Raw genomic sequence first — 25,863 nt, 5'->3', positions numbered from 1 at the left:
CTTTGCTGCGAAGTGGAGCGCCATATTAACCGCTTCACTTTTAAAGTCAACTAGAAAATTTAATTTTCTTTCTTTCGAAAAAAGTTAAGCTTTCAATTTAACTTTACTCTTCACTTTGCATCTTGCTTTTCAGCGTGTTGCTCCGTGTCAGTGGGTGCGCATTATAGGGAGATTTGAGATTGGCGCAAGCGTTTTTTTAAATAAAATTGAAAAAATACCACAACCGAACAAATAGCGAACAAATAGCGAACAAAACCGACATTATCAGGGGTTTCTATCGTAAAACAAAAAAGCCCTTCTTATTTAAGAAGGGCTCAATCAACCTGATTCTATACTTTAATAGAAGTCAATATTAGAACTTGTATTCAATACCTAGGCCTAAATAGTCTTCTTCTGTACCGCTGTCTTCATCAACTGATGAATAGAATGCGTACAACTTTGCAGCTTTAGCTAATTTATGATCAATACCAATGCTAATTCCATCAACATCTTTTGAACCAGCTGCGTCAAAGTCAATCATTTGATACTGAAGCTTAACCGTGTTTGCACCGAAGCTGTATGCAGCGTTTAATAAGAAGCCATCAGCAGTGCCTGTGCCATCTACTTTCTCTTGCTTCTGATACATTGCACCTAATTTTAAGTCATCAGTTGCTTTGAATTGCCCTGTTACACGCAAAGCATCATAGCCTTTAACTTCGCTATCACCAGCTAAAGAAACATAGAATTTAGACTTCTTCAGCTTAGCATCGCCATAAGTTACAGCACCTGAGTAACCATTCTCGCCATCTGTTGCATCTTCAGCGATGAAAGTACCGAGTACTTTGAATCCGTTAAAACTTGCTGATTTGAACGAGATTGAATCGCCTAAACGATTTTCCCCTTTAAAAATGTTTTTGATATCTGCTTCAAGATCGTTGAATAGGTCAATTTTGCCTTGAGATTGCTTGAATGCAGTATCGTTACGGCCGATAACGACTTCACCATATTTGCCTTTTAAGCCAACATACTGATTACGAGCAGTAATGTTGTCATCATCACCTTTTGAGTCCGCGTCTGACACGTCGACTTGGAACTCTAATTTGTAAATTACTTCAAGCCCTGAATCTAGCTTTTCAGAACCTTTGAAACCGAAACGTGAAGCATTGCTTTTCACTTCAGTAAAAGAGCCATCACCTTCATCAGAAGATTGTACTGATAGGTTTGCTTTACCATATACATCAACATCGGCATGAGCATTCAAAGATAGACCACTAAGAATAGAGAGTAATAATGCTGATTTGGTTAGTTTCATGTGTATTTCCTCAATATCGCAACACGTAATTTATTAGACAGGCGCAGTCTGCCAGTTATAAGTGACAGAAATATTACACGTAAAATAAAAATGAAATTTTATTGAAACCGAAAATTCAGCCATGTGTCATAAATGGGTAACTTTAGATAAAACAGGCATCTGCTTTTTCAGTCAGTCATAGATGCGAGTAGGTTTACTATCGTTTCTATGTGATCTGACTGATCATTACCTCTATGATAAGCTACATATACTTCCCTAAAGTTGTGCTCAACAGAGCCTACATGAAACAGTTTTTGCTGTTCTATCAGGTCAGTCGCCAACATTTTGGGTATATATGCAGAACCACCACATTGTAAAATCAGCTCTAATGCAATACGCCCAGTACTGGTACGAAAATATGGGGGAGCGGCTCCTTCAAACTGCTTAGCATGCCATAACGAAAACGCGGTTCCCCAATCAACATACACATACTGCTTGCCAAAAAAATCATCCTTACTCTTGGTGTTAAAGGTACTGACTGGAATTATAGACAAATTTTTAACTTGTCTAACTATTAATTCATCTACTTTTGGTGGATCAAACAATACAGCAAGGTCCAATGTGCGCTCTAAAAGCAACCGAGTACTCTCTTGCTGAGTTTTCACTTCGGCTACTAATGAGACCCCCGGCATAGACGAGACAATCTGATTAATACCGAATTGCAAATACGCATCCCAAATATTCGGCGTTCCAGCTAAAGAAAGCTGCTGACGCATATTATTAGCAAGAGCAACATCTAACCTTGCTCTTTGCATACCGGTCAATAACATTTGCGCATGAGGTAACAACCTCTCGCCGGGTGCTGTCAGTTGAATATTATTCCTTTGCCTTGTAAATAAACTCACGCCCAAATGCTGCTCTAGTTGTCGAATGCGAAAACTAACAGCTGACTGAGTTATATATAAATTTTCGGCGGCGCGTCCGAAATGGCGAGTTTTCGAAACTTCGACAAAAGTTTTTAATAGTTCCTTGTCCATTACCCCACCTTTTGATTAAAAAATCTCGTTTAAAAAAGCCAAAAGAATAGTCCATACTCGTTGCAAACGATGCGAGGGAAACATCATGGATATGAATATAGCGGAATTAAAAGAAGCTTTTACTGCATCCAAGTCATTTTACGATGATTTGAACTTTCCACAGGGATTTTCCAGAAGTGGTCACTTCACTTTATTAGAGTCTGATTTATTACAGCAACATGGGCACTTGCTCAAAGGACTCAACGATGAAAAGTTTGCACCGGTGAATACCTACCAACAACAATTTGTAGACATGCTTAAACATAAGCGGCCACCAGCAAATAGAATAGAAAAAATTTGGTGTAAATATCTTTCACTCACGACTCAAAAACACCGTATTCACACTTTAAGCAGCCAAGTAAAGCCGCCTTCACACTACGAGTCAACTAAAAGCAATGAGGAATTATCAGTAGCTGAAGCGCCTAATTAGTAGAGCCATATATTTGTTATTCTGGGTGTCAATGTGGGGAAGTAACGAAATTATCATAGACTTCCCCGTGTGAATCTTATTTTCTTCATTGCTTTTTTTCCGCTTTCAGTTAAAACTGAAGTAATAAAAGACTGTTAAGGTTGTGCATGTGTTAAGAAAAGTGCTGATAATTGAAGACACTCCGACTATTGCAAAAGTCCAAAAACACATTGCAAGTTCAGTAGGCTACGATGTTGATGTAGCGACGACTTTGGAAAGTGCAAAAAGGCTAATCAACGATCACGATTATTTTTGTGCAGTTGTTGACTTTGTATTACCTGATGCCTCTAACGGCGAAGCCATTCCTTACACAGTGAAAGCCAACATTCCAACGATAGTTATGACCGGGAATTTAGAGTCAAGTACCCGTGATACTGTCGATAAGTACCCTGTCATTGATTACATTACCAAAGAAAACAAACAAGCTTACCAATACCTTAAAAAGCAATTGCAGAGGTTACCTCGAAACGAGCAGGTTAAAGTCTTGGTTGTTGACGATTCAGCGGCAACCAGAAGACACATTAGCTCATTATTGGAAAGACATAAATATCAAGTCTATGTGGCAGGAGACGGAGTCGAGGCATTAGAAACCCTCAATCAAAACCCTGATATTGATGTCATTATCACCGACAATGAGATGCCTCGGATGCGAGGAGAAGAGCTATGCGCAGAGATCCGTCGACTTTATAGTAACGATGACAAAGCAATTATTGGTATCTCTGGCACTAACAACGCTTATTTGTCTGCGCGCTTTCTAAAAAGCGGCGCCAATGACTACTTACGAAAACCATTCAACCCAGAAGAGTTTTATTGTCGTTTGAGCCAAAACGTGGACATGTTAGAAAACATTGCAACAATAAGAAGACAAGCAAATACCGATTACTTAACTCAACTACCCAATCGGCGTTATTTTTTCGAACATGCAAGTAAATTGCTCGCAATTAATAGCAGACAAAATCAATCCAGTATGCTTGCTATGATTGATATAGACTTTTTTAAGAAGATTAATGATCAGCATGGGCATGACGCCGGAGACAAGGTGCTACAGTCTATTGGCGAATGTTTCGAGAAGTTTTTTCAACATGACTTATACGCAAGGCTTGGTGGTGAAGAATTTGCAGTGCTATTTCGCTCAGCAAGTAGCACAGACAATATGGCTCAACTTGAACAGTTTAGACTTTTCCTTGAAAAGAATAGCAGTTCACTTACGCCTTACCATATCCCATTTACAGTCTCTATAGGAGTAGTCGATAAAACCATAGAGAGTATTGACCCTTTGATTAAAATTGCCGACGAAAACCTTTACACGGCTAAAGAGTCAGGCAGGAATCAAATTGCCTCTTAACTTTTAAGAGGCAACAAAAACTGATTGGCATTAGCCTTGTGTGGCTGCAACTCTTTTCGTTTTACTGGCTTTTAAAGAATCTAGAGTGAATAAGAGCAACGCGCCCCAGATAAAAGCAAATGTCACCGCTCGTTCCACATCAAATTCTTCACCGTAAAATACCACCGCAAGTGTGAACATTAAGCTCGGACCGATATATTGAAAAAAGCCGAGAGTTGAATACGGAAGTCTTTTTGCAGCCCCAGTAAAGCTTAACAATGGCAACGTAGTTACAATGCCCGCCGCAATAAGCAATAGGTTAAGATCCCACGTATTCCCCAACATATTACTCGTTAAACTCGGTTCAAGGAAAAACCAGTACACTAATGCTATTGGTAGGAGAATAAGTGACTCTATAAATATGCCAGGCAGGGAATCTACGGCCATCTTTTTCCTCAATAAACCATAAATAGCAAATGAGCACGCTAAAGACATCGCAATATATGGAAATGAGCCAAAGCTAATCAATTGTATAATAACCCCGGTAGAGGCCAGTAATACTGCCACCTTTTGTCCGAATCTAAGCTTTTCAGACAAAAACAGCATGCCTAAAAAAACATTCAATAAAGGGTTTATGTAATAGCCAAGGCTTGCATCCAACATATAGCCATTGTTGACAGCCCAAATGAATAGCCCCCAATTAAAACCCAGTAATAAAGCGGTGACTACCAGCATCATTACCAATTTGGGATTCCCTAGTACTTTACGTACTGTATGCCAGTTTTTTCGTACCGTGATCACAATGAATATAAATACAACTGACCAAATGACTCGATGTACTAGTATTTCTAGCGCATCTACATGCTCTATTGACTTAAAGTAGATAGGCGCCAAGCCCCACATAATAAACGCAAGCGTTGCATATAAATAGCCTTGCCGCACGCTAGAATCTGTTGTCATTTCACTCCCCTATTTATCACCCATTCGTGAAGAAGGCAGCATTATACAGAATTAATAATGTACCACCATGGCAATGCAAATTAGGCAATAATAAAGGGTCTATTTTGTTTACAGTGCGTATCGTTAACATGCCAACAGCTCTCCTCTTTATGAGCTCAGACCCATCACTTTATTTTTATGTATCTCTGTAGCGCACAAATAATGACAACCTAGCTCATAGTTGCCAGCCTAAAGATTACGTTTTAAAGGAAGACAATTTGACCAAAAACCTCTAGAATGCGCGCAATGGAAACACTCGCGACTCAAGAACCATTGACTCCCCAATCTGTATTAAAAGAATATTTTGGTTATACAAGCTTTAGAGCTGGCCAACTAGATACAATCGAAGCATGTCTTAGTGGGCGTGATAGCTTAGTTTTATTACCAACAGGTGGAGGTAAATCTCTTTGCTATCAAGTACCAGCACTTATGCTCTCTGGCGTCACCATTGTTATTTCACCGCTCATATCTTTAATGCAAGATCAGGTAGCACAGCTACAAGCCCAAGGCATTTCAGCTGAATTTGTAAACAACAGTATTGATTGGCAGCAACAGCAAAGCATTTATCAGCGCCTACACCAGGGTGAAATAAAACTGCTTTACGTCGCTCCCGAAAAAGTGCTGCAGCGAGATTTTCTAGATCGCTTAAATACTTTACCTCTTTCACTATTTGCTATCGATGAAGCACACTGTGTTTCCCATTGGGGGCATGATTTCCGCCCGCATTATTGTCGTTTAAATGAACTTAAACATGCGTTTCCACATGTTCCAACAATGGCACTGACCGCTACTGCTGATATGGCAACTCGCACAGATATCGTAACCCAGCTCGGCCTAGTTGAACCGTTTATTCATACCGGTAGCTTTGACAGACCAAATATACGTTACACCATTGAAGAGAAGTTCAAACCGCTTTCACAACTTATGCGGTATTTAAAAACGCAAAAAGGGCAAAGCGGTATTATTTACTGCTCAAGTCGCCGCAGAGTCGATGAAATAGCGGAGAAATTAGCTGATGGTGGGTTTAATGCAGCGGCATATCACGCAGGTATGGAAAGCGAGCAACGACAGTTTGTGCAAAATGCATTCGCACGTGATGATGTTCAAATCGTCGTTGCAACTGTTGCATTTGGCATGGGCATCAACAAACCTAACGTTCGCTTTGTCTTACATTACGATATACCAAAAAGTATCGAAGCATACTATCAGGAAACAGGGCGCGCAGGTCGTGATGGTCTCGCAGCAGAGGCTATTATGTATTTTGACCCTGCTGATATTGGTAGAGTAAGAAGGTTCTTTGAAGATATTCCCGACGAACAACGCAGAAAGGTAGAACAGCAGCGGTTTAACGCAATGGCAAATTTTGCTGAAGCGCAAACCTGTCGCCGACAAATACTGCTCAACTATTTTAGTGAGTATCAAAGAGAACCTTGTGGCAACTGTGATATCTGCCTTAACCCCCCCAAAAGTTTTGATGCAACGATTGTAGCTCAACAAGCATTGTCCTGTGTCTACCGGGCTCAACAGCGTTTTGGTTTAGGCTACATCGTAGATTTACTGCGCGGCGCAAACACTGCCCGAATCAGAGACAACCAACATCATGAGCTCAGTACTTATGGAATTGGTAAAGAACACAGTAATGAGTATTGGTTAAGCGTGTTACGCCAATTAATACACCATGGTTTGTTAGCCCAAGATATTACACAAGGAGCAACCCTAAGGCTCACAGAGGCAGCTCGTGCAGTCCTAAAAGGTGAATATGTATTGAATCTGGCTGAGCCTAGATTGCAAGCTAGCCATGTTTATCAAGATAAACTCGCTCAATTTAATTACGACAGGAAGCTGTTTGCAAAACTGCGTAGTCTCAGAAAAGAGCTTGCAGATCAAGATGATGTTCCGCCTTATGTTGTATTTAATGACAAAACATTAGCAGAAATGGCTCAGCAGACTCCTACCAACGACAGTGAGTTTCTAAAGGTTTCAGGTGTTGGCTTTACTAAACTAACTAAATATGGTGCCCCATTCATGCAATTGATCCGCAACTACCTTGCAGCTGAATAACCGGAATATATATGACCACAATCTCACATATAGAAGACCAAAACATCCTACTGGTAACCCCTAGTCTACTACCTGAAAGTGATGATTTTCAGCTCTGGGGCGAAGTTTTCTTAGCGATGCAAGACATCAATACCATCGAATTTAATCAAGGTGCAGACCGACATCAGTGGCGTTTCGAATTTCACAGCCAAGCCTTCGAGCTCAATTACGAATACTATAGCGAAAGCATATGGATTTCACCTGAAGGCATTGATGCAACAGCATTATTGCCTGATTTGCACGCCAATATTAGTTCAAATTTACAACAATAATATAGACTTACCCAAGCAGGTGTGCCTAAATTAAGCCATACTAATTATAATAAAAACGGTATTGGGCATGCATATGGTGCTAGCGAGAGTTTGTTTTTTAGTATTTTTAGCTCCCCTTATTTTTGGAACCTCCTTTTTTGCTTGGTCTCAGGATCAATCTTCATGGCTCAACAGTTGTGACAATGATCGTCCGGCAGAGATTACTGATGGAAACTTTACCAGAGAGCTCAGTTCAGAGTATGTGCTACCTCAAATAGACAATGCCAAGATTACATCTATAACGCTACATCAGCTCAACGTGTTTGATACATCTTTGCCTGAAGAAGACAATGCACTATTTAGGTTTGCCAATCGCGCCCACGTTACAACCAAACCCGAAGTCATTAAAAGCATTTTGTTGTTCAAAGAAAATAGTAAATATGATCCAAAACTTTTGAAAGAGTCTGAGCGGCTACTTAGAAAGCAATCCTACCTATATGATGCAAGAGTATTTGCAGAACCTGATTGCGATGGGAATATTGCCGTCACCGTCGTCACACGAGACCTGTGGACTTTACTACCTGATATTAGCTTTAGCAGAAGCGGCGGTGAGAATACAAGTCGTATAGGCTTTAGAGAAAGTAATTTGTTTGGGCAGGGTAAACGACTGTCATTGACGCATATTGATGATACCGATCGTAGTGGTTACCTCTTTGTATATGACGACCCTAATATTCTCTCAACTCGATATCAAGGCCGCTTAGAGTATTCAGACAATGATGATGGTGAAAGACACTACATTGGCATTGATTACCCATTTTTCTCTACAAATACACCTTATAGTTACGGAGGACTCAATTTCGCTGACAAGCGCATTGAGCCTCTATACGAAAACGGCGAAACTGTATCGGAATTTTTACAAGAAACAGAGTTATCTCAAGCCTACTTTGGAATGGCAAAGCAGCTAGATGACGGCTGGACTCGTCGGTTTATATTTGGCTATAGAGATGAAGAACATTCGTTTAATAAAATTAGCGAAACCACTTTACCGATTGCACAAAACAGGTCACTCAGTTACCCCTATGTTCAAACTCAATGGTTTCAAGATGCATTTATCAAAGTTAAAAACTTTGACTCAATTTATCGTACCGAAGACCTCAATTTAGGTTGGAATATAAATACATCGCTAGGGTACTCCGATGAATCCATCTCTAACGATGACTCGCGTTGGATATTGAATGCGACAGTGAGTAAATCTCACTTTAGCTCTGAGCAGAGTTTAACGCGCTTTCTTTTTTCTATTGATGGCAATTGGAATGTAGAAAAAGGTGAAGCTGAGAATCTCATCACACAATTGAATTTCGAATATTATTTAAATACTCATGATTTGCAATCTTGGTATGCCCAATTAAACATCACACATGGCAAGCATTTAACTCCAGATAAACAACTGACACTTGGCGGGGAAACGGGGTTAAGGGGCTTCCCTGCTCGTTACCTCCAAGGTGAAAGACGCATCGTACTGAATCTCGAAAAGCGCTACTATTGGGAATACGATCTGTTACAGCTATTTAAAGTTGGAGGTGCTGCCTATTTTGATATTGGGAGAGTCGATGGCAAAGCGCTTTTTGTTGAGAATAGTAAGTTTTATAAAAACGTAGGGTTTGGATTAAGAATGGCACCTAGTCGAGCCAATTCAGGACTCGTACTACACTTAGATCTTGCAGCTCCCATCAACAAGCCTGATAAAGTTGATTCTGTTCAATGGCACTTTACGGTGAAGAACCGTTTCTAAACATAAGAAGAGCATGTAGATATGAATACTGGCGCTCTCGACAGGGATCGAACCTGTAACTTAGCTTCCGGAGAGCCACGTGATATCCATTTCACCACGAGAGCACAGCATTTAACGCAGCTTCATGATAATCATATCTTTATCGAAATACCAGCCTAGCCTAACTCGTATGTCTATTATTTAAACTAATTATTAAAAAACATATTCAATTGGACTAATTCTCATATATTTAGCTATGCTTAGAGTTTAACAATAATAAACGTAAATCGATTTTAGTAGCTAAGCTACCTAACATCATCTAGAGGATTTGTATTATGACCCCTATGACCACTGAGCAAGTTGCAGAGTTTTTAAGTGTAAAAGTGGAGCGTGTAAGACGGCTTGCAAGAGAGAACCTATTAATTGCAAAAGACCATGATGAAAATGGCCAACCGATCTTTGACAAGGATGATGTCGAAAAATATAAAGAACTAGCTAAGAGGCTGGGCGGTATTTAACCTTCATATTAAGCCTCGCTGAAGTTTAAGACTCGCGAGGCAACACCCTTCTATTTGATTCTAGCCACAGTTTAAACTGCTCTTTTAGCTGTTCACAGTGTCGTGTTTGTTGGCGTTGCTGATACCAAGCAATGCTCAGAATAAGGTAACAACCGATGTATACTTCAAGCTTATCTTCACCATAGTATGGAAGCGCTTTATTTTGCGCTTCGTAATAGCTTAAAAGTAACACTCGCTGTTCGATTTTAGTTAGTGAAAACGAACAACATAAAGCCGCCAAATCGAAGTACAAGTCATTGTATTGCGCATATTCAAAGTCAATAAAATAGATACCAAGCTCCGTTTCTATCACATTGTCTTTTACTAGGTCGTTGTGGCAATACCTTACATCTCTCGCCCACTGAGTTAACGCAGTAATCAGGCTCTTTGCTAAGTGCTCTTGTTTTAAAAAAATAGCGGCTTCTTTAAGATGGGTAGCTAAATCTAGCTCGGAATTATTGGGTGATTTACTTTGATGAATATGAACCAGGGCTCGAACAAGCTCTGGAGAAATATTCACTTCACCTGGTTTCTCCGTAAGATATTCTAAAACAATAAGCTTTCTTTGCTCATCAATGTGTAAGACATGCTGTGCTTGCGATTGCTTTGCAAGTTGCGCTTGAACTTGCAAAGCATCAACTGGAATCGGCCCAGAGAATAATTTCAGTAACTTTTTAACTCCAGCATGCTCGAAGTAATAGTTTTGATTGCTTAACCCTTTCTCGAGCTTACGGACATTACTGACTACTTGATTTGGATATAGCCTGTGCAAAATCTCATATATATTCGCCAATTCAGAGTTCGCCAAGAGGCTTGCCTTCTTTTTTATTGTATTCTTCATACCACTTTTTGTAACCCCAGCACGCCATAACCGTGTAGAAGACATAAAGTGCTAATGTTGGGTAATACCCTTTCAAGTAATACAAATACATTGATGTAGCGTCTATCAGTATCCAATAAAGCCAGTTTTCTAAAACCTTTTTGGCAACTAAGTATGTCGTCACAATAGCAAAACAAGTTGTCATACTATCTAGGAAAGGTAAATCCGCATGTGTGTAGGTATCTGTAATATACCCCATGATGAGGGCAACACAGGCAGTTGCAACAATGATCAGCAAGTGTCGATTGAGTGACCAAGATATTATCTTGGACTCTTCATTCTTTTTGCCCGAACGCCACATCCACCATCCAACAAAAGCCATCGCTAAATAGTAGAAGTGTAGAAACGACTCCATAAGCAACGCACCATTCCAATACATAATTGTATAGATAAACGTGCTGAAAAATGCAGCCGGCCAACACCAAATGTTTTCTTTAATAGCCAGTAATAAATAAGCCATTGATAAAACAACAGCTAAATATTCCCAGCTCGACATTGCAGTGAATCCTGCAAGCGTTTCGTAGATCAGTTCCATTACGCCTCAGGTGATAGATCGCCAGATATAAACTTACATACAAAAACACTCTTACCAAATTGCTCGTAAGACGCCTTCATTTCATTTTGCAGTACACTCATTACTAAATCATATTCGCCAAAAATTTGCGTAGACATCGTGTTTGTAATCACTGTCAGTTCGCTGTAAGTATTCAACCTTTCAATAAATGACTTTATAAATGGGATGTAATCTGAATTTAGTGGGTACTTACTAATTTCGACAGAAAGCTGCATACTTTTTCCTCAGTGTGATAACAGCGTCAATTTGCTCAGCAGTTTACATGCTAAGCCCCTAATTGGGCAAAATAACTTACATCAGGGAACTACATTTAGGTTTTTTGCTTCACCAATAAATGATCTTGGGAAATAGTTTATCCAGTCTTGTTGGTATGAAATCAACCCCGCTTGGTTAAACTGTAATATTGTCGTAAACCGCCAAGGCCCAAGTTTTTGCTCGTTGTAAGAGAAGGGATTAAACTCTCCCGATAAAACTACTGTGCGCTGCTTTTGGTCAACGATTATCTGTGAAACGTCAAAAGTGCGCTTACCATCTAACACCTTAAAGCTTCCAGCTCCCCAATCAAAGAACTCTGAGAACGCTTTCTTATTGGTCACTTTTACACCGTAAAGCATATCTTCCAAAACGACATGGTCATCATAGTAAGTGAGAAATTGTTTGAAATTGTCTCTCGCTTGATAAGTTTTAATGTACTGCTCAACGAGGACTGATAGCTCTGACGGCGGCTCTTTCTGTGAGACACTATTGCAGCCACTAAATAGTATAGCTAGCAAGCATAAATAGATATTTTTTAGCATATTAAGATCCCGAACTAAATATTCTTAGCTCTATTTAAACATAAAAAAAGCGCCTAAAAGGCGCTTTTTTTATTAAGCTCCAACAATGCCGAGTGGCGTAGCCGTTTGCCATTGCCCTCTTGTAAAGTCAGGAATAGAAACTGATTCACTTCTGTTAGCCACAGATTGTGCTGATAATGGAGATATTACAGACCATGCGGCGCCATCATAGACATCTTGATCTAACGGCTCACCATTTCTCAAGCAATAAATCATGCGCCAAAACATTAAAAAGTCCATACCACCATGACCGCCATTGCGTTCAGCTTCTTTACCCATTTTGACCCACAATGGATGATCATATTTACCATACCAATAGCTCATATCTTCATCCCAATCATGGAAAGAGCCTCTGCCTCCATTTTCTAACGCAATACGGTTAGGGAAGCCAGCAAATACCCCATTCGTACCTTGAATCAAGTTGTGACGAGAGTAAGGCCTTGGTGTTGTCGTATCATGTTGTACCACGATGGAACGCCCTTTAACCGTCTTAATCATCGTTGTATTCATGTCACCACAAATGTAGTTCAATTGGTTACGTTGATGCTCCGAGTCAAACTCTCGTCGTGCATAAGCCGCTCTGCCCAATGCTGGAGAGCTCATAGAGGTCAGGTAATCAAAACGATCACCACGATTGATATTCATATATTGAGATACAGGGCCAAGACCGTGAGTGGGATACAAATTGCCATCTCGACGTGTATGCCATTCCGTTCTCCATGAACCTGTTTTGTGCTCAATTTCCTTCATTTGCCAACGTAGTTCGTGTATGTATGCTGCTTCACCATGTAATAGCTCTCCAAAAATACCTTGGCGAACCATGTTGAGCACCATCAATTCATCTCGTCCATAGTTGACATTCTCCATCATCATACAGTTTTTCTGAGTGCGCTCAGCTGTATCAACAATCTGCCACATCTCTTCGACGGTTAATGCTAAAGGCACTTCTACAAAAGCATGTTTACCACTATTCATTGTGTCAATAGCCATTGGTGCATGCCATTTCCACGGAGTAGAGATAATCACAATATCAATATCATCTCTGGATAACATATCCTGATATGCCAGCTCATGGGAGCCATACAAGGCGGGCTTAGTTTTCCCATTGTCTATCAAGTATTGAGCAGAACGTTCCAAAACTTCGTTATGCGTATCACATAACGCGACAATTTCAGCACCCTCAATATGACTCATGCGTTTCACATGCCCATAACCGCGCTGCCCAACACCGATAAACGCGACTCTTACAACATCCATTTTAGGCGCTACTAAGCCAATAACAGACTTTCCCTGACTATCTGAATACGATAGGTTCTGACCTTGCGTCTGGGCGCATCCTGATACCATGCTAGCGGCAGCCGCCGCACCCGCCGCCTTTAAAAAGTGTCTTCTGTTAATATGAGTCATCTTTGTTCCTAGAGTAAGTCTGTTTTTTTATTGATGTTTGTTAGTTCTTTGACTTTGAATTCAAAATGAAACAGCGCTGCCTTTGACACTACAAAACGAGTACAATGCAGGAGTTTGTCACGCTAACTTATACAAGGTTGCTTAGCAAAGCAAAAGGATGCGATTAAACGCATAAAAAAAAGCGCCTAGGCGCTTTTTTATGTATTTATGATAGCGCTTAATTGCGCTTCTTTATTTACGATATCTTTGTACAGCGCAAACTGATTTCTCGCGCGCTCAAGGTTATGTGAGTCGTGCTTCACAGCGAAGTAATTGTCACCGTCTAAGTAATCAGTCAAAAAACGAATTCCAATCATCAAGGGCATAACTTTAGCACCAAGAATGAAGCTTTGCTTTTCGGCCTCGGTCAGCTTATCCGCAACAGCGGAGATATAGCCATTAACAATCGCTTCAAAAATATCAATGCGGACAACCACATTGCTCAAATTCGTTGAGTCTTCTTGCTCTGGTGAGCAAAAGGTTCTGACCATATCGCCGAAGTCATACAACCAGTAACCTGGCATACACGTATCAAGATCAATAACTGCTCTTGCTTTATCCGTTTCAGAGTTAAAAAGCATGTTATTAATTTTTGTATCGTTGTGGCAAACGCGCAGAGGTAAAGTAGCTTCAACTGCTTTCACTTCTTGTGCAAGCGCAAATTGAGACTGGCAAAATGCTATTTCATCAACGCATGATTTGCTGCGCCCATGAGGGTCATTCGCTATCAATTGTTCTAGCTTTTCAATCCTCATTCCCAAATTGTGAAAGTCAGGAATTACCGTATTAAGGCGCTTGGCGTCAAAATCGTTTAGCGCGTTTGCAAATCCACCAAAAGCGCCAGCTGCAGTCTGCGCTTTTATTGCACAATCAACTACATCCTCGCTGTAGCTTTTGCCGATAAACTCAAGTGCACGCCATACTTCACCTTGATATTCTACTAGGTAGTTATCACATGTCGTGGCAACATGCTTTATGATCCCCAAACCATACAAACCTACCTGCGATTTTGATACAAGGTGCTGCTCAATTAAACGAGCATTGTCGACTAAATGCTCTGGATTGGGAAACACAATGGTATTTAATTTCTGAACGACTAATGAGCGACTTCCATCCGTCAATAGCATAGTTGTGTTTATATGCCCACTTCCAATGGGTTTCATTGAGATCTCTTCACCTGACAGGCCATACTGCTCAGCCAAATGTTCAGCGATAGAACGATATTCCATACTTACCTTGTAAATGGGTGTAGTAATTAAACTTGCGGCTAATTCATCCGTGACGTAGTTCATGTATTTTTCCTGCGACACTGTCTATTTCTTCTTTATAGGTAACACCAAACCATCTATCGCGTGCAGGGTACACACGCACGATAGCTTGCTCTAAATTAATCATATGCTGAATGCAATCGGGTAGATAATACTCTTTTTTGACATCGCTGTCATGGCATTCTAAAAAGCGCTCAAACTGCTGCTCCAAATGTGTGAACAATGGTTTAGTAATACCCCAACATGTCATGGATACGAGTACGCTTTCATCGATTTGTTTTAACTGTGTACCATGTACTCCAATAAAACCATTTTCAGCGCATTTAATGTCTGTATATTCTTGGACCGAAGAGAGGTTATGATTTGATACAGTACATATACCTCTGTTGACTCCACCCACATCAGACATTGTCAGTCTTAAAGGATAGGCTACTATTGCCATTTTGCTAGTGTCATGATCTTCTTTACAAAAATGTTCAACTAATTGAACATATGCATGAGGTCCATAATAGTCGTCGGCGGTAATTACAACAGCATTGTTTGGTACATAAGGCTTTGCACATAAAAGGGCATGTCCTGTACCCCAAGGCTTCTGGCGTTGGGCAGCAAGTGAGGCAAAGCGACTTGGCACTTCATCTACAGATTGATTAACCAGCTCTACACTTAAGTTTGCAGGTAATCTGGGTAATATTCTGGACTCTATAATTGGCCGTACGTTTTTATTGACAACTAACACCACATGCCTAATGCCAGCATTATGTGCATCTATAATACTGAGTTCCATAATTGTCTTACCTATTTTTGGAAGTTCAGCAATTTGCTTCCCACCTCCAAAACGTGTCCCTAAACCACCGGCTAAAACGACCAGTGTAGGTAATATTGCATTCGTCATTGTTTGTTCACTAGCAACTTCTTTAGAGCAAGGAGTCTACCTAGCTTTTTCACAAATTTAAAGTAATTGCAAAAATTGCATTGTTCCAAATACAATTTTTGCAATTTTATTTTTTGAATATTAGAGGGTTGAAACGCTTTAGTTCACGATAGTACGTTGGCAAAGGTATTTGACCTCTAGGTATTCGCTAAGTCCTTGTGCGCCACCTTCTCTTCCTAAGCCTGATTGCTTCATTCCGCCAAAAGGCGCAGCCGGGTTTGAAATAGCCCCCTCGTTTATACCAATCATTCCAAAATCGAGACCCATAGAAACCCGGTGGATCTGCGCAATATCTGTGGCGTATATATAAGCTGCTAAGCCCACTTCGACGCTATTCGCCATATCAATTACTTGCGCTTCTGTTTCAAACTCAATAACCGAAACAACTGGCGCAAAGATCTCAGACCCAAAAATGGTCATGTCGGGCTTTATACCTTCCAAAATCACCGGTGACATAAAATTCCCTTCCAATTCTTCACCTTGGTATACCAACTTAGCTCCTTGGTTGAGTGCCCCAGCAACTAAACCTAATGCCTTCTGCTTCGCACAAATGGTGATCAGTGGACCAATATCGGCATCTTGGGTGCTACCTATAGTTAAGTTGCTTACCCGCTCCTTGAGCATGCTAATAAATTGCGACTTTATTTTGCTGTGTAAAAAAATACGGTTTGCAGCAATACAAGTTTGTCCCGCATTACGAAACTTAGCAATCATTAATCCTTCGATTGCTTCCTCTAAATCTGCACTATCAAAAACAACAAATGGCGCGTTTCCACCCAACTCTAAAGAGGTGCGCATTGCTGATTTTGCCGTTTGTTCAAGTAATAACTTTCCCACTGATGTCGAACCAGTAAAAGTCAACTTACGCACGGCTCGATGACTATTAAGTTGTGCCACTAACGCATGGGGCTTAGATGTCAAAAGAACCTGAAGCGCACCGTCTTCAAATCCAGCTTCCAAAGCAAGTTTCGCAAGCTCAATAGCACTGAGTGGTGTGAGCTCTGATGGTTTTAAAATAAAGCTGCATCCTGCTGCGTAGGCTGGTGCGACTTTGCGCGTGATCATTGCAAGGGGGAAATTCCAAGGCGTAATACCAACAACCACACCAACGCCTTGTTGAACTGTGGTCAATTGGTGATTTAGCGTATGAGCCGGGATCACAGCTCCATAGGCGCGCTCAGCTTCCTGAGCAAACCATTTAACATACCCTGCGGCATAAACCACTTCAGCCAATGCCTCTTTAATCGGCTTACCTTGTTCCAAGGTCACCAATTCAGCCAAATGTGTCTGATTATCCATTATTAACTGATACCAGCGGTACAGAATGTCGGCCCGGCTTTTTGCTGTGGAGCTTTTGAGTACATTGAAACATTTCTCTGCACTTTGGATTGCTAACTCGGTTGCTTGTGTATCTGCTTCTGTAACCAATGCCACCACTGAATTATCCGCAGGGCAAAGCACTTCCAAGGTACCTGTACCACAGTAAGGTTGGCCATTAATAATTGAGTGTGCTGTATATGTTTCTCTAGACATAATACCATTGCTCCAAAACAAAAAAGGCCGTAGTGGTTAACTACAGCCTTTTTTAAAATAAATATCGATTAGTGCTCTTCGTTCACAATATTAAGATTGTATTTTGGGATCTCAACAACTAAGTCTTCATCATTTATAATCGCTTGGCAGCCCAAACGTGACTCAGGCTCTAACCCCCAAGCTTTATCAAGCATATCATCTTCTAGCTCGTCACTTTCCTCTAAAGAGTCAAAACCTTCTCTGATCACAACGTGGCAAGTTGTACATGCACATGACTTTTCACATGCGTGAGGAATACTGATGCCATTTTTTAACGCAACATCTAGTACTGTATCACCAGATTTTGCATCGATTGCAGCGCCCTCAGGGCACAGCTCTTCATGGGGTAAAAAGATAATTTGTGGCATTTTAAACCTCGTCTACTGACTGACCTTGCAGTGCCTGTTTGATTGATACATCCATGCGGCGAGATGCAAATTCACTACTTGCACCATCAACCACTTCAATAGCTTGCTTTATTTCTTCAGGCTCAGATGCATTTAATCGCTTGTCATCCAACATCGACATTGCCGCACGCAGGGCCTTTAATTCATCTTCGTTAAGTAAATGGGACTCAGTTTCAAGCGATGCTTCAAGTGCCTCTAAAACTCTCAAAGCCTCAACTTGCTGCTCTTTTAACATACGCGCTTGCATATCTTCTTTGGCAAAGCTCATGGAGTCTTTAAGCATCTGTGCAACTTGGTCATCACTCAAACCAAACGATGGTTTGACTTGAATTTCAGCCTGAACACCAGTTGATTTTTCGGTTGCTGAGACACTAAGTAAGCCGTCTGCATCAACTTTACAAGTTACTCTGATATGTGCAGCACCTGCAGCCATTGCTGGAATGCCTTTTAAACTAAACTTGGCTAGAGAACGACAGTCATCGACTAATTCTCTTTCCCCCTGCAATACATGCAGTGACATGGCTGTTTGACCATCTTTGAACGTTGTAAATTCTTGCGCTCGTGCAACTGGGATCGTGGTATTGCGAGGTATGATTTTCTCAACCAAGCCACCCATTGTTTCGAGTCCTAATGAGAGTGGCAATACGTCCAAAAGAAGCATATCAGAATCCGGCTTGTTACCAGCCAAAATATCTGCCTGTATGGCCGCACCAATTGCCACAACACGATCTGGGTCGATAGAGGTAAGCGGTTCTTTAGCAAAGAACTCACCCACAGCTTTTCTGATCACAGGCATTCGTGTTGAGCCACCAACCATAACAGCTTCAAGTACTTCTTCTTTTGTTACTTCAGCATCTTTTAATGCACGGCGACATGCTCTCAAAGTTTGCTTAACAAGCGGCTCCACCAACTCAGCAAACTGCCCTTGGGTTACCGTCACCACGTGCTCTTCATCACGCAGTGGTAGTTTGACATTTACTTTTTCATAGCTACTTAGCGCTTCTTTACAGGCTTTTGCTTTTTGAATTAATAAACGTAATTCATGAGGTGTCAAGTCACTTAAATTTAGTTCTGACTTAAAATGCTCAACTAATAAAGCATCAAAATCATCACCTCCCAGACTTGAATCACCGCCAGTGGCTAGCACTTCAAACACACCTTGATTCAAACGCAAAATGGAGATATCAAAAGTACCACCACCCAGGTCATATACAGCAATAACGCCTTCTTGACCTGAGTCAAGCCCATAGGCCACCGCAGCAGCAGTCGGCTCGTTTAACAAACGCAGTACTTTTAACCCTGCGATTTCAGCAGCATCTTTAGTACTTTGTCTTTGAGCATCATCAAAGTATGCAGGTACGGTGATCACACTACCAACAATTTCTTCACCGCCAAAGCTTTCTGTCGCTCTTTGATAAAGTGATTTCAAAATTTCCGCTGATGCTTGAATTGGGTTGATAGGCCCAGCGACTGTATTGATAGCCAAAGCACCTTGATGTTCAGTAAACTCATAAGGCAATTGTTGATATCTAGCTTCAATTTCAGCAATTGATTTGCCTAAAAATCGCTTTACCGAGATAAGTGTATTAATCGGGTCCTCGATTGCTGCCAACTGAGCGTCTTTACCAACGGTAACTGACTCCGCGTGATAACGCACCACCGAAGGCAACATCGCTTCACCATTAAGATCTGGCAGAGTTCTAGCTTCTCCGCTTTGTACCGTAGCTACCAACGAGTTTGTGGTTCCAAGGTCGATACCTATCGCGAGTTTATGTTCATGTGGTGCCGCGCTCTGCCCCGGCTCAGCAATTTGCAATAATGCCATAGTACTCTTTTAACTTAAGTAGTGACGCTAAATTAATCGAGAAGGCTATCTTCGATTCGAGACAGCTCTTCGCGTAACTTATATATAAACTTTAGCTTGCGAACATTATCCGCAGCGACTTCTAATACTGACAAGTCTTGCGCTATTAACTGCTCAGACAGCTTGTCGCTATATTGCTTATCCAACAGCTTAATTTGCGACTCAAACGCATCTATTTCAGTTTCAGGATCTGAGCTATGCTGTATATCTTCCAGCGCTTCACGAAGCTCCATTTGCTGCATCAAGAATGCAGGGTCTTGTAAAGTTTGCTGCTCGGCACGTATATCTACGCCTTGCTCGCTAAGCATGTACTCAGCCCTTTTTACAGGGTGTTTTAGCACCGCAAGTGCGTCATTTATCTCAGACGTTTTTTGCACGGCAAGGAGCTTTTCGCGCTCACTTTTTCCAGCAAACTTGTCTGGATGTACAGCTCGTTGCAACTCTAAATAACGCTGATTCAACAAATTTAAATCTACGTTATAGTCTGCTGGTAAATTAAATAATTCAAAATATCGCATACGGACCTAATACAGCAAAGCCCTACCAAGGCAGGGCTTTAGCTCAATCTCAATTATCGTTGGCTACACAGTAAAGCTTTCACCACACCCACATTCGTCTTTTTGATTTGGGTTAATGAACTTAAACCCTTCATTTAGACCTTCTTTGGTGTAGTCTAGCTCTGTGCCATCGATATAAACCAAACTCTTTGCATCAACGATGATTTTAACGCCCATTTCTTCGAACACTTCATCACCTTCTGCAAGTTCGTCAACGAACTCGAGAACATATGCAAGACCTGAGCAACCCGTAGTTTTAATCCCTACACGCAAGCCAATGCCTTTTCCTCGATTTTTCAAGAACGTTTGCACACGATTTGCCGCTGCTTCAGTTAATGTCACTGCCATAATCTATCTCTTACTTCGCCTGTTTGCTTTTGTAATCTGCAATCGCTGCTTGAATAGCATCTTCAGCAAGAATGGAACAATGGATCTTTACTGGTGGTAACTCAAGCTCGGCTGTAATGTCTGTATTTTTAATTTCAGCTGCTTGGTCTAGAGTTTTACCTTTAACCCACTCAGTTACCAATGAAGATGAAGCAATTGCGCTACCACAGCCGTAAGTTTTAAACTTAGCGTCTTCGATAACACCTTCGTCAGAAACTTTAATTTGTAGCTTCATTACGTCACCACACGCCGGCGCACCAACCATACCAGTTGCTACATTCGGATCGTTCTTGTCTAACGTACCTACGTTACGTGGGTTTTCCACGTGGTCAATTACTTTATCACTATATGCCATAACTCTTTCCTCACTAACCGCTTATATACCTGCTACAGTGTCAATATAAGCTGACTTGCTTAATGGTGTGCCCACTCAACTGAATCTAAATCGATGCCATCTTTAAACATTTCCCAAAGAGGAGACATTTCTCTCAAACGGCCGATGGAGTCTTTGATTAGCTTAATGGTGTAGTCAATTTCTTCTTCCGTAGTAAAACGTCCGATGCTGAAACGAATTGAGCTGTGTGCCAATTCATCATTGCGACCTAATGCACGTAGTACATATGAAGGTTCAAGGCTTGCTGATGTACATGCAGAACCTGAAGATACAGCAATATCTTTAACAGCCATCAGTAGTGACTCACCTTCAACATAGTTAAAGCTGATGTTCACTATACCTGGTACAGATTGGTCAACAGTGCCGTTGAAGTACACCTCTTCCATATCCATGATGCCGTCAACTAGGCGCTTACGTAATGCACTGATGTGCGCATGATCTTTTTCAAAATCTTCTCTAGCAACACGGAAAGCTGAGCCCATGCCCACAATTTGGTGTGTTGCTAAGGTGCCTGAACGCATACCACGCTCATGTCCACCACCGTGCATTTGCGCTTCAAGGCGAGCACGTGGCTTACGTCTAACATAAAGTGCACCAATACCTTTAGGACCGTAAACTTTATGTCCAGAGAAAGACATGAAATCAACTTTCAATTGTTTCATATCAATCGCAACTTTACCTGCGCTTTGAGCACCATCTACATGGAACATGATCTTGCGTTCACGGCACATTTCACCGATAGTCGCAATATCTTGAATAACACCCAGCTCATTGTTTACATGCATAACACTCACTAAAATTGTGTCATCACGCATTTCTTGCTCTAGCTTTTTCAGGTCTAATAGGCCGTTTTCTTCAACGTCCATATATGTTACTTCAAACCCTTGACGCTCTAGCTCACGGCATGTATCAATAACTGCTTTATGCTCTGTTTTAACAGTAATAACGTGCTTGCCCTTCTTTTGATAGAAGTTAGCTGCACCTTTAATAGCTAAGTTATTTGATTCGGTCGCGCCTGATGTGAACACGATTTCGCGAGGGTCAGCATTAATTAAATCAGCGATATCATTACGCGCTTGGTCAATTAATTCTTCGGCCTGCCAACCAAAACGGTGTGAACGGGACGCAGGATTACCAAAATTACCATCCATTGTCAGGCATTGCATCATTTCGTCAGCAACACGCTGATCAACCGGCGTGGTTGCAGCATAATCTAAATATATCGGTAATTTCATTTCTTTCTCCGCTTGACGCCAAAATTAAAGTTGGCAACTCACTTGAATATTATCTAATTGCTTCATCGCATCGCTAACGCTTTTATCCTGACGTGACGCAACAGATTGCACATCAGAGTTGGCGACTAGCTCGGCAAGGGAAATACTATTTAAAAATTCTTCAATTCGCACACTAAGGTCTGACCACAGGGTATGAGTTAAACAACGCATACCACTCTGACAACCGCCCCCTTCACCATGACAGCGAGTTGCGTCTACTGATTCGTCAACGGCATTAATAACATCGCCAACAGAAATTGTGTGTGCGTCACGACCTAATAAGTAACCACCACCGGGCCCTCGTACAGAGCTCACAAGTCCATGTTTACGTAGCCGTGCGAATAATTGTTCTAGATACGATAGAGATATTTCTTGTCGTTCAGAAATATCAGCCAGAGGCACAGGACCGATGTTGGCGTGCAAAGCAACATCGAGCATTGCTGTTACTGCATATCTGCCTTTTGAAGTCAGTTTCATACGCGCCTCTAGGTAAAATTTATCAAAGTCGCAAATTGTAATTACCTGACTAAGATAGTCAAGTATTAACGACATCTATTGCTTATTAAATAAGTTACTACTTACTAAGTTAGCTATTACGTAATACCTGACTAATTTAATCAGGTATTACGGACATTGTAATTACCCGAGTAATTTAGTCAAGTATTACTAGTATGAAACTAATTAATCTTTGTGGTTTTGTTTAGTAGATTTGTTTACAGAGCTCAAAATTCCTCTGAGGATGTTCAATTCTTGATCTTCAGGCCTTGCGCGGTTGAAAAGACGTTTTAGTTTAGTCATCACCATACCCGGATGTTGTTTCACGATAAAACCTGTCTCATTGAGCGTCGATTCAAGATGCTCATAAAACAATTCCATCTGTTCTGAAGTCGGGTACTTTGTATCATCTTCTTCAGGCTGTACATCTTGCGTATCCAAAAATGTCATACGCGTCTCATAAGTAAGCGTCTGAACAGCCATCGCCAAATTCAAAGAGCTGTAATCTGGGTTTGCAGGTATACAAACGTGATAGTTACAAAGCTGCAATTCTTCATTTGTTAGACCGCTATTTTCTCGACCAAATACCAGCGCAACTGGGCCAGACGCTGACTCAGCAACTAGCTTTTGTGCACACTCTCTTGGATCAACCATTGGCCAAGACAAAGTACGCGAGCGCGCACTCGTTCCGATAACTAAACTGCAATCTGCAATTGCATCTTCTAGTTTGCCGACCGTTACTGCGTTTCCAAGCACATCAGTCGCACCCGCCGCTAAAGCGCTAGCATGGCTATCGACCTCACATGCAGGGTCAACCAAATACAACTGTGAAAAGCCCATGGTCTTCATTGCGCGTGCAACTGAACCAATATTTCCAGAATGTGAAGTATTCACAAGTACAATTCTAATATCTTGTAATGCCATGCTCGTTAATATCTCAGACAAAAATAATGGCGTAGTTTAACATAGGCACATATCTCTATACCATCATCTCACCTGTATAAAAAAACACCAAACATTTTCATTGAAAGTTATTTACTTTATCCAGAAAATCGCTAGAATACGCCGGCTCAGAAAATTTAGTTCTTTTACAATTCAAAGGTAATGCTATGCATCCAATGTTAAACATTGCGGTACGCGCTGCGCGTAACGCGGGTAAAGTGATCTTACGTGCATGTGAAGATTTGTCTCAAGTTGAAGCGACCCAAAAAGGTAATAACGACTTTGTGACAAGTGTAGACACAGAAGCAGAACGTGTAATCCGTGACACTATTTTGAAATCTTACCCAGACCACGCAATCGTTGGAGAAGAGCTTGGCCACACAGATGGCAAAGACAATGATTACCTTTGGGTTATAGATCCACTTGATGGCACAACTAACTTCATCAAGGGTATCCCTCACTTTGCAATTTCTATCGCACTTAAAGTTAAAGGTCGTGTTGAACAGGCTGTTATTTACGATCCTATTCGCAGCGAACTATTTACTGCATCACGTGGTCAAGGTGCACAACTAAACAATAAACGTATTCGTGTTACCAAAAGCAATGAGCTTGCGGGCAGCGTGCTTGCTACAGGTTTCCCTTTCAAGCAAAAACATCATTTAGACGCATATACTGAAGCTTTTAAAGCATTGTTTATCCACACAGCGGATATCCGTCGTGCAGGCTCAGCAGCATTGGACATGGCATATGTCGCTGCGGGTCGTATTGATGGCTTCTACGAGATTGGCCTAAAGCCTTGGGATACAGCAGCAGGCGAGCTACTTGTTAAAGAAGCAGGCGGTATGCTTATGGATTTCGCTGGCGGCGCTAATTACAATAACAGCGGTAACATCGTATGTGGTGCACCGAAGCTATGTCAGGCAATTGTAAAAGAAATTCGCCCAGTATTAACTGAGTCACTACTGAAGTAATTTCGATAGCGACCAAAAAAACCCAGGCATTGCCTGGGTTTTTTATTTGGTAACCTTGAATCTTACTTGATTTCGACGCGTTGTGAACGCATCACAACTTCGTCATTTAACTCGATACCTATACCTGGCTCTTCTGATACTTTGAATACACCATTTTTTGGTTGAGGGTCTTGCAGACATAACTCTCTATTCCACTTTTTAATTGCATAAGTGTGATGCTCGTGAATCAAAAAGTTCGGGATCGCAGTTTCCAAATGCAGCGATGCAGCCGTTGCCACAGGTCCGCCACAAACATGGGCCTGAATTCTCACGTCAAAGATATCTGCGTAATCACATACTTTTTTCGTTTCAGTAAAGCCACCACATAAACCGATATCTGGTTGAAGCACATCAATACTTTGATCTTCAAAGTACGGACGCACATCCCATCGATTATATAGTCGCTCACCACCTGCAATCGGCACAGCCGTTTTATTGGCTACTTTCGCGTGAAGTGAATGGTTAAGATAGTTAACGGGCTCTTCGTAATACATGCAGTCAAACTCTTCTGCTATTTCAGCAAGCTGGATCGCTGAAGTTGCGCCCGGCAAACTGTGGCATTCAAAGATAATATCCACTTCATCACCAACAGCTTCTCGAATTGCCTTCATGCGCTCTCGGTAGAGTTTCATTTCTGCGCGAGAAATTAACTTAGTACGATCATAGTATGTGTTGCCATCTTTATCATACATGATGGGGTCTACTTTAACCGCGTCGTAACCCTCTGCCAATGCTTTATGGGCAGCTTCGGCATACTCGTGAGGCTGCACTAAAGCTTTGAACTCACTGTCCCAATCAAATTGCAACTGAGAAGCATAGGTGCGTAATTCTGGGTTAACTTTACCACCTAACAATTGATAAACTGGTAAGTTCAGAGCTTTACCTTTGATGTCCCAAAGCGCAGTATCAATGGCGCTCATCGCAGCATATACCACAGGCCCACCGCCCAGTCCCCAGAAACTTTCGCGCAACATGCGAGACCACAGTAACTCTGTTTGGAATGGGTCATGACCAATAAGAAATGCTTCTGCCATTTCTTTAATCATACTGGCTGCTGCACTATGTCCTAGGTCATAAGCAAGTCCTGCTTCACCGACCCCAGAAATACCTTCATCTGTATGAATGCGCACAAAAACAGGGGTCCAAGCGGGTCTGTCTGGACAGTGAATATCAAATACTTCGACGCGATTTACTTTCATTTTGACT

27 protein-coding genes and 1 tRNA gene are annotated in these 25,863 nt (G+C 41.4%); 7 read left to right on the top strand and 21 right to left on the bottom strand.

The features are described 5' to 3' along the window. Nucleotides 1-352 precede the first annotated feature (352 nt). Nucleotides 353-1,291: a porin gene (locus tag N475_RS16530; protein WP_063358855.1), complete on the bottom strand. Its 939-nt coding sequence runs from the start codon at nt 1,289-1,291 to the stop codon at nt 353-355. 167 nt (nt 1,292-1,458) lie between these two features. Beyond that, nucleotides 1,459-2,307: a LysR family transcriptional regulator gene (locus tag N475_RS16525; RefSeq protein WP_063358854.1), complete on the bottom strand. Its 849-nt coding sequence runs from the start codon at nt 2,305-2,307 to the stop codon at nt 1,459-1,461. Nucleotides 2,308-2,392: 85 nt separating this feature from the next. Here N475_RS16525 and N475_RS16520 point away from each other — a divergent pair, with 85 nt between their 5' ends. Together N475_RS16520 and N475_RS16515 are read left to right on the top strand one after the other, a co-directional pair. After that, nucleotides 2,393-2,776, top strand: a complete 384-nt coding sequence (locus tag N475_RS16520) for a MaoP family protein (RefSeq protein ID WP_063358853.1) — start codon at nt 2,393-2,395, stop codon at nt 2,774-2,776. A gap of 148 nt (nt 2,777-2,924) precedes the next feature. Continuing rightward, entirely contained in the window at nt 2,925-4,160 is a 1,236-nt protein-coding gene (locus tag N475_RS16515) for a response regulator (protein ID WP_063358852.1), read from the top strand. A 30-nt stretch (nt 4,161-4,190) separates the two neighbouring features. Here N475_RS16515 and rarD read toward each other — a convergent pair whose 3' ends face one another. Beyond that, nucleotides 4,191-5,099 (bottom strand): EamA family transporter RarD, encoded by a 909-nt coding sequence (gene rarD, locus N475_RS16510; protein WP_063358851.1) that lies wholly within the window; start codon nt 5,097-5,099, stop codon nt 4,191-4,193. Nucleotides 5,100-5,375: 276 nt separating this feature from the next. Here rarD and recQ point away from each other — a divergent pair, with 276 nt between their 5' ends. The 3 genes from recQ (at nt 5,376) to N475_RS16495 (ending at nt 9,284) form a co-directional block, all read left to right on the top strand. Beyond that, the gene (recQ, locus tag N475_RS16505) at nt 5,376-7,199 is read left to right on the top strand and encodes a DNA helicase RecQ (RefSeq protein WP_405127385.1); all 1,824 of its coding nucleotides are present in this window, start codon (nt 5,376-5,378) and stop codon (nt 7,197-7,199) included. 11 nt (nt 7,200-7,210) lie between these two features. Continuing rightward, on the top strand, nt 7,211-7,510 hold the full coding sequence (locus N475_RS16500; protein WP_063358850.1) for a DUF3630 family protein: 300 nt from the start codon (nt 7,211-7,213) through the stop codon (nt 7,508-7,510). A 73-nt stretch (nt 7,511-7,583) separates the two neighbouring features. Continuing rightward, on the top strand, nt 7,584-9,284 hold the full coding sequence (locus N475_RS16495; RefSeq protein ID WP_405127386.1) for a BamA/TamA family outer membrane protein: 1,701 nt from the start codon (nt 7,584-7,586) through the stop codon (nt 9,282-9,284). 29 nt (nt 9,285-9,313) lie between these two features. Here the strand turns inward: N475_RS16495 and N475_RS16490 are convergent. Next, nucleotides 9,314-9,388: transfer RNA gene (locus tag N475_RS16490), tRNA-Arg, on the bottom strand. 210 nt (nt 9,389-9,598) lie between these two features. Here N475_RS16490 and N475_RS16485 point away from each other — a divergent pair. Next, on the top strand, nt 9,599-9,781 hold the full coding sequence (locus N475_RS16485; RefSeq protein WP_063358849.1) for a helix-turn-helix domain-containing protein: 183 nt from the start codon (nt 9,599-9,601) through the stop codon (nt 9,779-9,781). A 25-nt stretch (nt 9,782-9,806) separates the two neighbouring features. Here N475_RS16485 and N475_RS16480 read toward each other — a convergent pair whose 3' ends face one another. From N475_RS16480 to trmJ, 16 genes are all read right to left on the bottom strand, one after another. Further along, entirely contained in the window at nt 9,807-10,628 is an 822-nt protein-coding gene (locus tag N475_RS16480) for a phosphotransferase (protein ID WP_063358848.1), read from the bottom strand. Continuing rightward, nucleotides 10,615-11,235: a nicotinamide riboside transporter PnuC gene (pnuC, locus tag N475_RS16475; protein ID WP_063365602.1), complete on the bottom strand. Its 621-nt coding sequence runs from the start codon at nt 11,233-11,235 to the stop codon at nt 10,615-10,617. Before pnuC ends, N475_RS16480 begins: the two co-directional genes overlap by 14 nt. After that, nucleotides 11,235-11,489, bottom strand: coding sequence for a YkoF family thiamine/hydroxymethylpyrimidine-binding protein (locus N475_RS16470; RefSeq protein WP_063358846.1), 255 nt, complete (start codon nt 11,487-11,489; stop codon nt 11,235-11,237). The genes pnuC and N475_RS16470 overlap by 1 nt, the downstream gene beginning before the upstream one ends. Before the next feature lie 81 nt (nt 11,490-11,570). Further along, nucleotides 11,571-12,071 carry a hypothetical protein gene (locus N475_RS16465; protein ID WP_063358845.1) on the bottom strand — a complete coding sequence of 167 codons (501 nt, stop codon included), beginning with the start codon at nt 12,069-12,071 and terminating at the stop codon, nt 11,571-11,573. A 72-nt stretch (nt 12,072-12,143) separates the two neighbouring features. Next, nucleotides 12,144-13,517 (bottom strand): Gfo/Idh/MocA family protein, encoded by a 1,374-nt coding sequence (locus tag N475_RS16460; protein ID WP_063365601.1) that lies wholly within the window; start codon nt 13,515-13,517, stop codon nt 12,144-12,146. Between the two features lie 197 nt (nt 13,518-13,714). Further along, the gene (locus tag N475_RS16455; RefSeq protein ID WP_063365605.1) at nt 13,715-14,785 is read right to left on the bottom strand and encodes a phosphotransferase enzyme family protein; all 1,071 of its coding nucleotides are present in this window, start codon (nt 14,783-14,785) and stop codon (nt 13,715-13,717) included. Between the two features lie 43 nt (nt 14,786-14,828). Continuing rightward, nucleotides 14,829-15,716: an NTP transferase domain-containing protein gene (locus N475_RS16450; RefSeq protein WP_063358843.1), complete on the bottom strand. Its 888-nt coding sequence runs from the start codon at nt 15,714-15,716 to the stop codon at nt 14,829-14,831. 138 nt (nt 15,717-15,854) lie between these two features. Next, entirely contained in the window at nt 15,855-17,288 is a 1,434-nt protein-coding gene (locus N475_RS16445; protein ID WP_063358842.1) for an NAD-dependent succinate-semialdehyde dehydrogenase, read from the bottom strand. A gap of 68 nt (nt 17,289-17,356) precedes the next feature. Next, on the bottom strand, nt 17,357-17,695 hold the full coding sequence (gene fdx, locus N475_RS16440) for an ISC system 2Fe-2S type ferredoxin (RefSeq protein ID WP_063358841.1): 339 nt from the start codon (nt 17,693-17,695) through the stop codon (nt 17,357-17,359). 1 nt (nt 17,696) lies between these two features. Then, on the bottom strand, nt 17,697-19,559 hold the full coding sequence (hscA, locus tag N475_RS16435) for a Fe-S protein assembly chaperone HscA (protein ID WP_063358840.1): 1,863 nt from the start codon (nt 19,557-19,559) through the stop codon (nt 17,697-17,699). 32 nt (nt 19,560-19,591) lie between these two features. Continuing rightward, a complete protein-coding gene (gene hscB, locus N475_RS16430; protein ID WP_063358839.1) occupies nt 19,592-20,116 on the bottom strand; it encodes a co-chaperone HscB in 525 nt (174 codons plus the stop codon). Nucleotides 20,117-20,179: 63 nt separating this feature from the next. Continuing rightward, the gene (gene iscA, locus N475_RS16425; RefSeq protein ID WP_063358838.1) at nt 20,180-20,503 is read right to left on the bottom strand and encodes an iron-sulfur cluster assembly protein IscA; all 324 of its coding nucleotides are present in this window, start codon (nt 20,501-20,503) and stop codon (nt 20,180-20,182) included. 10 nt (nt 20,504-20,513) lie between these two features. Continuing rightward, nucleotides 20,514-20,897, bottom strand: a complete 384-nt coding sequence (gene iscU, locus N475_RS16420) for a Fe-S cluster assembly scaffold IscU (RefSeq protein ID WP_063358837.1) — start codon at nt 20,895-20,897, stop codon at nt 20,514-20,516. A 59-nt stretch (nt 20,898-20,956) separates the two neighbouring features. Further along, entirely contained in the window at nt 20,957-22,171 is a 1,215-nt protein-coding gene (locus N475_RS16415) for an IscS subfamily cysteine desulfurase (RefSeq protein ID WP_063358836.1), read from the bottom strand. A gap of 24 nt (nt 22,172-22,195) precedes the next feature. After that, nucleotides 22,196-22,687, bottom strand: coding sequence for a Fe-S cluster assembly transcriptional regulator IscR (gene iscR, locus N475_RS16410; RefSeq protein WP_063358863.1), 492 nt, complete (start codon nt 22,685-22,687; stop codon nt 22,196-22,198). A gap of 204 nt (nt 22,688-22,891) precedes the next feature. Further along, complete coding sequence (gene trmJ / locus N475_RS16405) at nt 22,892-23,629, bottom strand: tRNA (cytosine(32)/uridine(32)-2'-O)-methyltransferase TrmJ (protein WP_063358835.1); 738 nt, start codon at nt 23,627-23,629, stop codon at nt 22,892-22,894. Nucleotides 23,630-23,814: 185 nt separating this feature from the next. Here trmJ and suhB point away from each other — a divergent pair, with 185 nt between their 5' ends. Then, nucleotides 23,815-24,618 carry an inositol-1-monophosphatase gene (gene suhB / locus N475_RS16400; protein ID WP_063358834.1) on the top strand — a complete coding sequence of 268 codons (804 nt, stop codon included), beginning with the start codon at nt 23,815-23,817 and terminating at the stop codon, nt 24,616-24,618. Between the two features lie 62 nt (nt 24,619-24,680). Here suhB and N475_RS16395 read toward each other — a convergent pair whose 3' ends face one another. After that, nucleotides 24,681-25,856, bottom strand: a complete 1,176-nt coding sequence (locus tag N475_RS16395) for a mandelate racemase/muconate lactonizing enzyme family protein (RefSeq protein WP_063358833.1) — start codon at nt 25,854-25,856, stop codon at nt 24,681-24,683. Between the last annotated feature and the right edge of the window lie 7 nt (nt 25,857-25,863).

Origin of the sequence: Pseudoalteromonas luteoviolacea DSM 6061, from assembly GCF_001625655.1 — a bacterium.
GTDB classification, from domain to species: domain Bacteria; phylum Pseudomonadota; class Gammaproteobacteria; order Enterobacterales; family Alteromonadaceae; genus Pseudoalteromonas; species Pseudoalteromonas luteoviolacea.
Note: the sequence above shows the minus strand (reverse complement) of the source record. Positions and strands in the feature narration are given on the sequence as shown.

Bases quoted from the DNA above. Each gene is read 5' to 3' on its own strand.
- N475_RS16530 (WP_063358855.1), bottom strand. From the start codon at position 1,291: ATGAAACTAACCAAATCAGCATTATTACTCTCTATTCTTAGTGGTCTA.
- N475_RS16525 (WP_063358854.1), bottom strand. From the start codon at position 2,307: ATGGACAAGGAACTATTAAAAACTTTTGTCGAAGTTTCGAAAACTCGC.
- N475_RS16520 (WP_063358853.1), top strand. From the start codon at position 2,393: ATGGATATGAATATAGCGGAATTAAAAGAAGCTTTTACTGCATCCAAG.
- rarD (WP_063358851.1), bottom strand. From the start codon at position 5,099: ATGACAACAGATTCTAGCGTGCGGCAAGGCTATTTATATGCAACGCTT.
- recQ (WP_405127385.1), top strand. From the start codon at position 5,376: ATGCGCGCAATGGAAACACTCGCGACTCAAGAACCATTGACTCCCCAA.
- N475_RS16500 (WP_063358850.1), top strand. From the start codon at position 7,211: ATGACCACAATCTCACATATAGAAGACCAAAACATCCTACTGGTAACC.
- N475_RS16495 (WP_405127386.1), top strand. From the start codon at position 7,584: ATGGTGCTAGCGAGAGTTTGTTTTTTAGTATTTTTAGCTCCCCTTATT.
- N475_RS16485 (WP_063358849.1), top strand. From the start codon at position 9,599: ATGACCCCTATGACCACTGAGCAAGTTGCAGAGTTTTTAAGTGTAAAA.
- pnuC (WP_063365602.1), bottom strand. From the start codon at position 11,235: ATGGAACTGATCTACGAAACGCTTGCAGGATTCACTGCAATGTCGAGC.
- N475_RS16470 (WP_063358846.1), bottom strand. From the start codon at position 11,489: ATGCAGCTTTCTGTCGAAATTAGTAAGTACCCACTAAATTCAGATTAC.
- N475_RS16465 (WP_063358845.1), bottom strand. From the start codon at position 12,071: ATGCTAAAAAATATCTATTTATGCTTGCTAGCTATACTATTTAGTGGC.
- N475_RS16460 (WP_063365601.1), bottom strand. From the start codon at position 13,517: ATGACTCATATTAACAGAAGACACTTTTTAAAGGCGGCGGGTGCGGCG.
- N475_RS16455 (WP_063365605.1), bottom strand. From the start codon at position 14,785: ATGGAATATCGTTCTATCGCTGAACATTTGGCTGAGCAGTATGGCCTG.
- N475_RS16450 (WP_063358843.1), bottom strand. From the start codon at position 15,716: ATGACGAATGCAATATTACCTACACTGGTCGTTTTAGCCGGTGGTTTA.
- N475_RS16445 (WP_063358842.1), bottom strand. From the start codon at position 17,288: ATGTCTAGAGAAACATATACAGCACACTCAATTATTAATGGCCAACCT.
- fdx (WP_063358841.1), bottom strand. From the start codon at position 17,695: ATGCCACAAATTATCTTTTTACCCCATGAAGAGCTGTGCCCTGAGGGC.
- hscA (WP_063358840.1), bottom strand. From the start codon at position 19,559: ATGGCATTATTGCAAATTGCTGAGCCGGGGCAGAGCGCGGCACCACAT.
- hscB (WP_063358839.1), bottom strand. From the start codon at position 20,116: ATGCGATATTTTGAATTATTTAATTTACCAGCAGACTATAACGTAGAT.
- iscA (WP_063358838.1), bottom strand. From the start codon at position 20,503: ATGGCAGTGACATTAACTGAAGCAGCGGCAAATCGTGTGCAAACGTTC.
- iscU (WP_063358837.1), bottom strand. From the start codon at position 20,897: ATGGCATATAGTGATAAAGTAATTGACCACGTGGAAAACCCACGTAAC.
- N475_RS16415 (WP_063358836.1), bottom strand. From the start codon at position 22,171: ATGAAATTACCGATATATTTAGATTATGCTGCAACCACGCCGGTTGAT.
- iscR (WP_063358863.1), bottom strand. From the start codon at position 22,687: ATGAAACTGACTTCAAAAGGCAGATATGCAGTAACAGCAATGCTCGAT.
- trmJ (WP_063358835.1), bottom strand. From the start codon at position 23,629: ATGGCATTACAAGATATTAGAATTGTACTTGTGAATACTTCACATTCT.
- suhB (WP_063358834.1), top strand. From the start codon at position 23,815: ATGCATCCAATGTTAAACATTGCGGTACGCGCTGCGCGTAACGCGGGT.
- N475_RS16395 (WP_063358833.1), bottom strand. From the start codon at position 25,856: ATGAAAGTAAATCGCGTCGAAGTATTTGATATTCACTGTCCAGACAGA.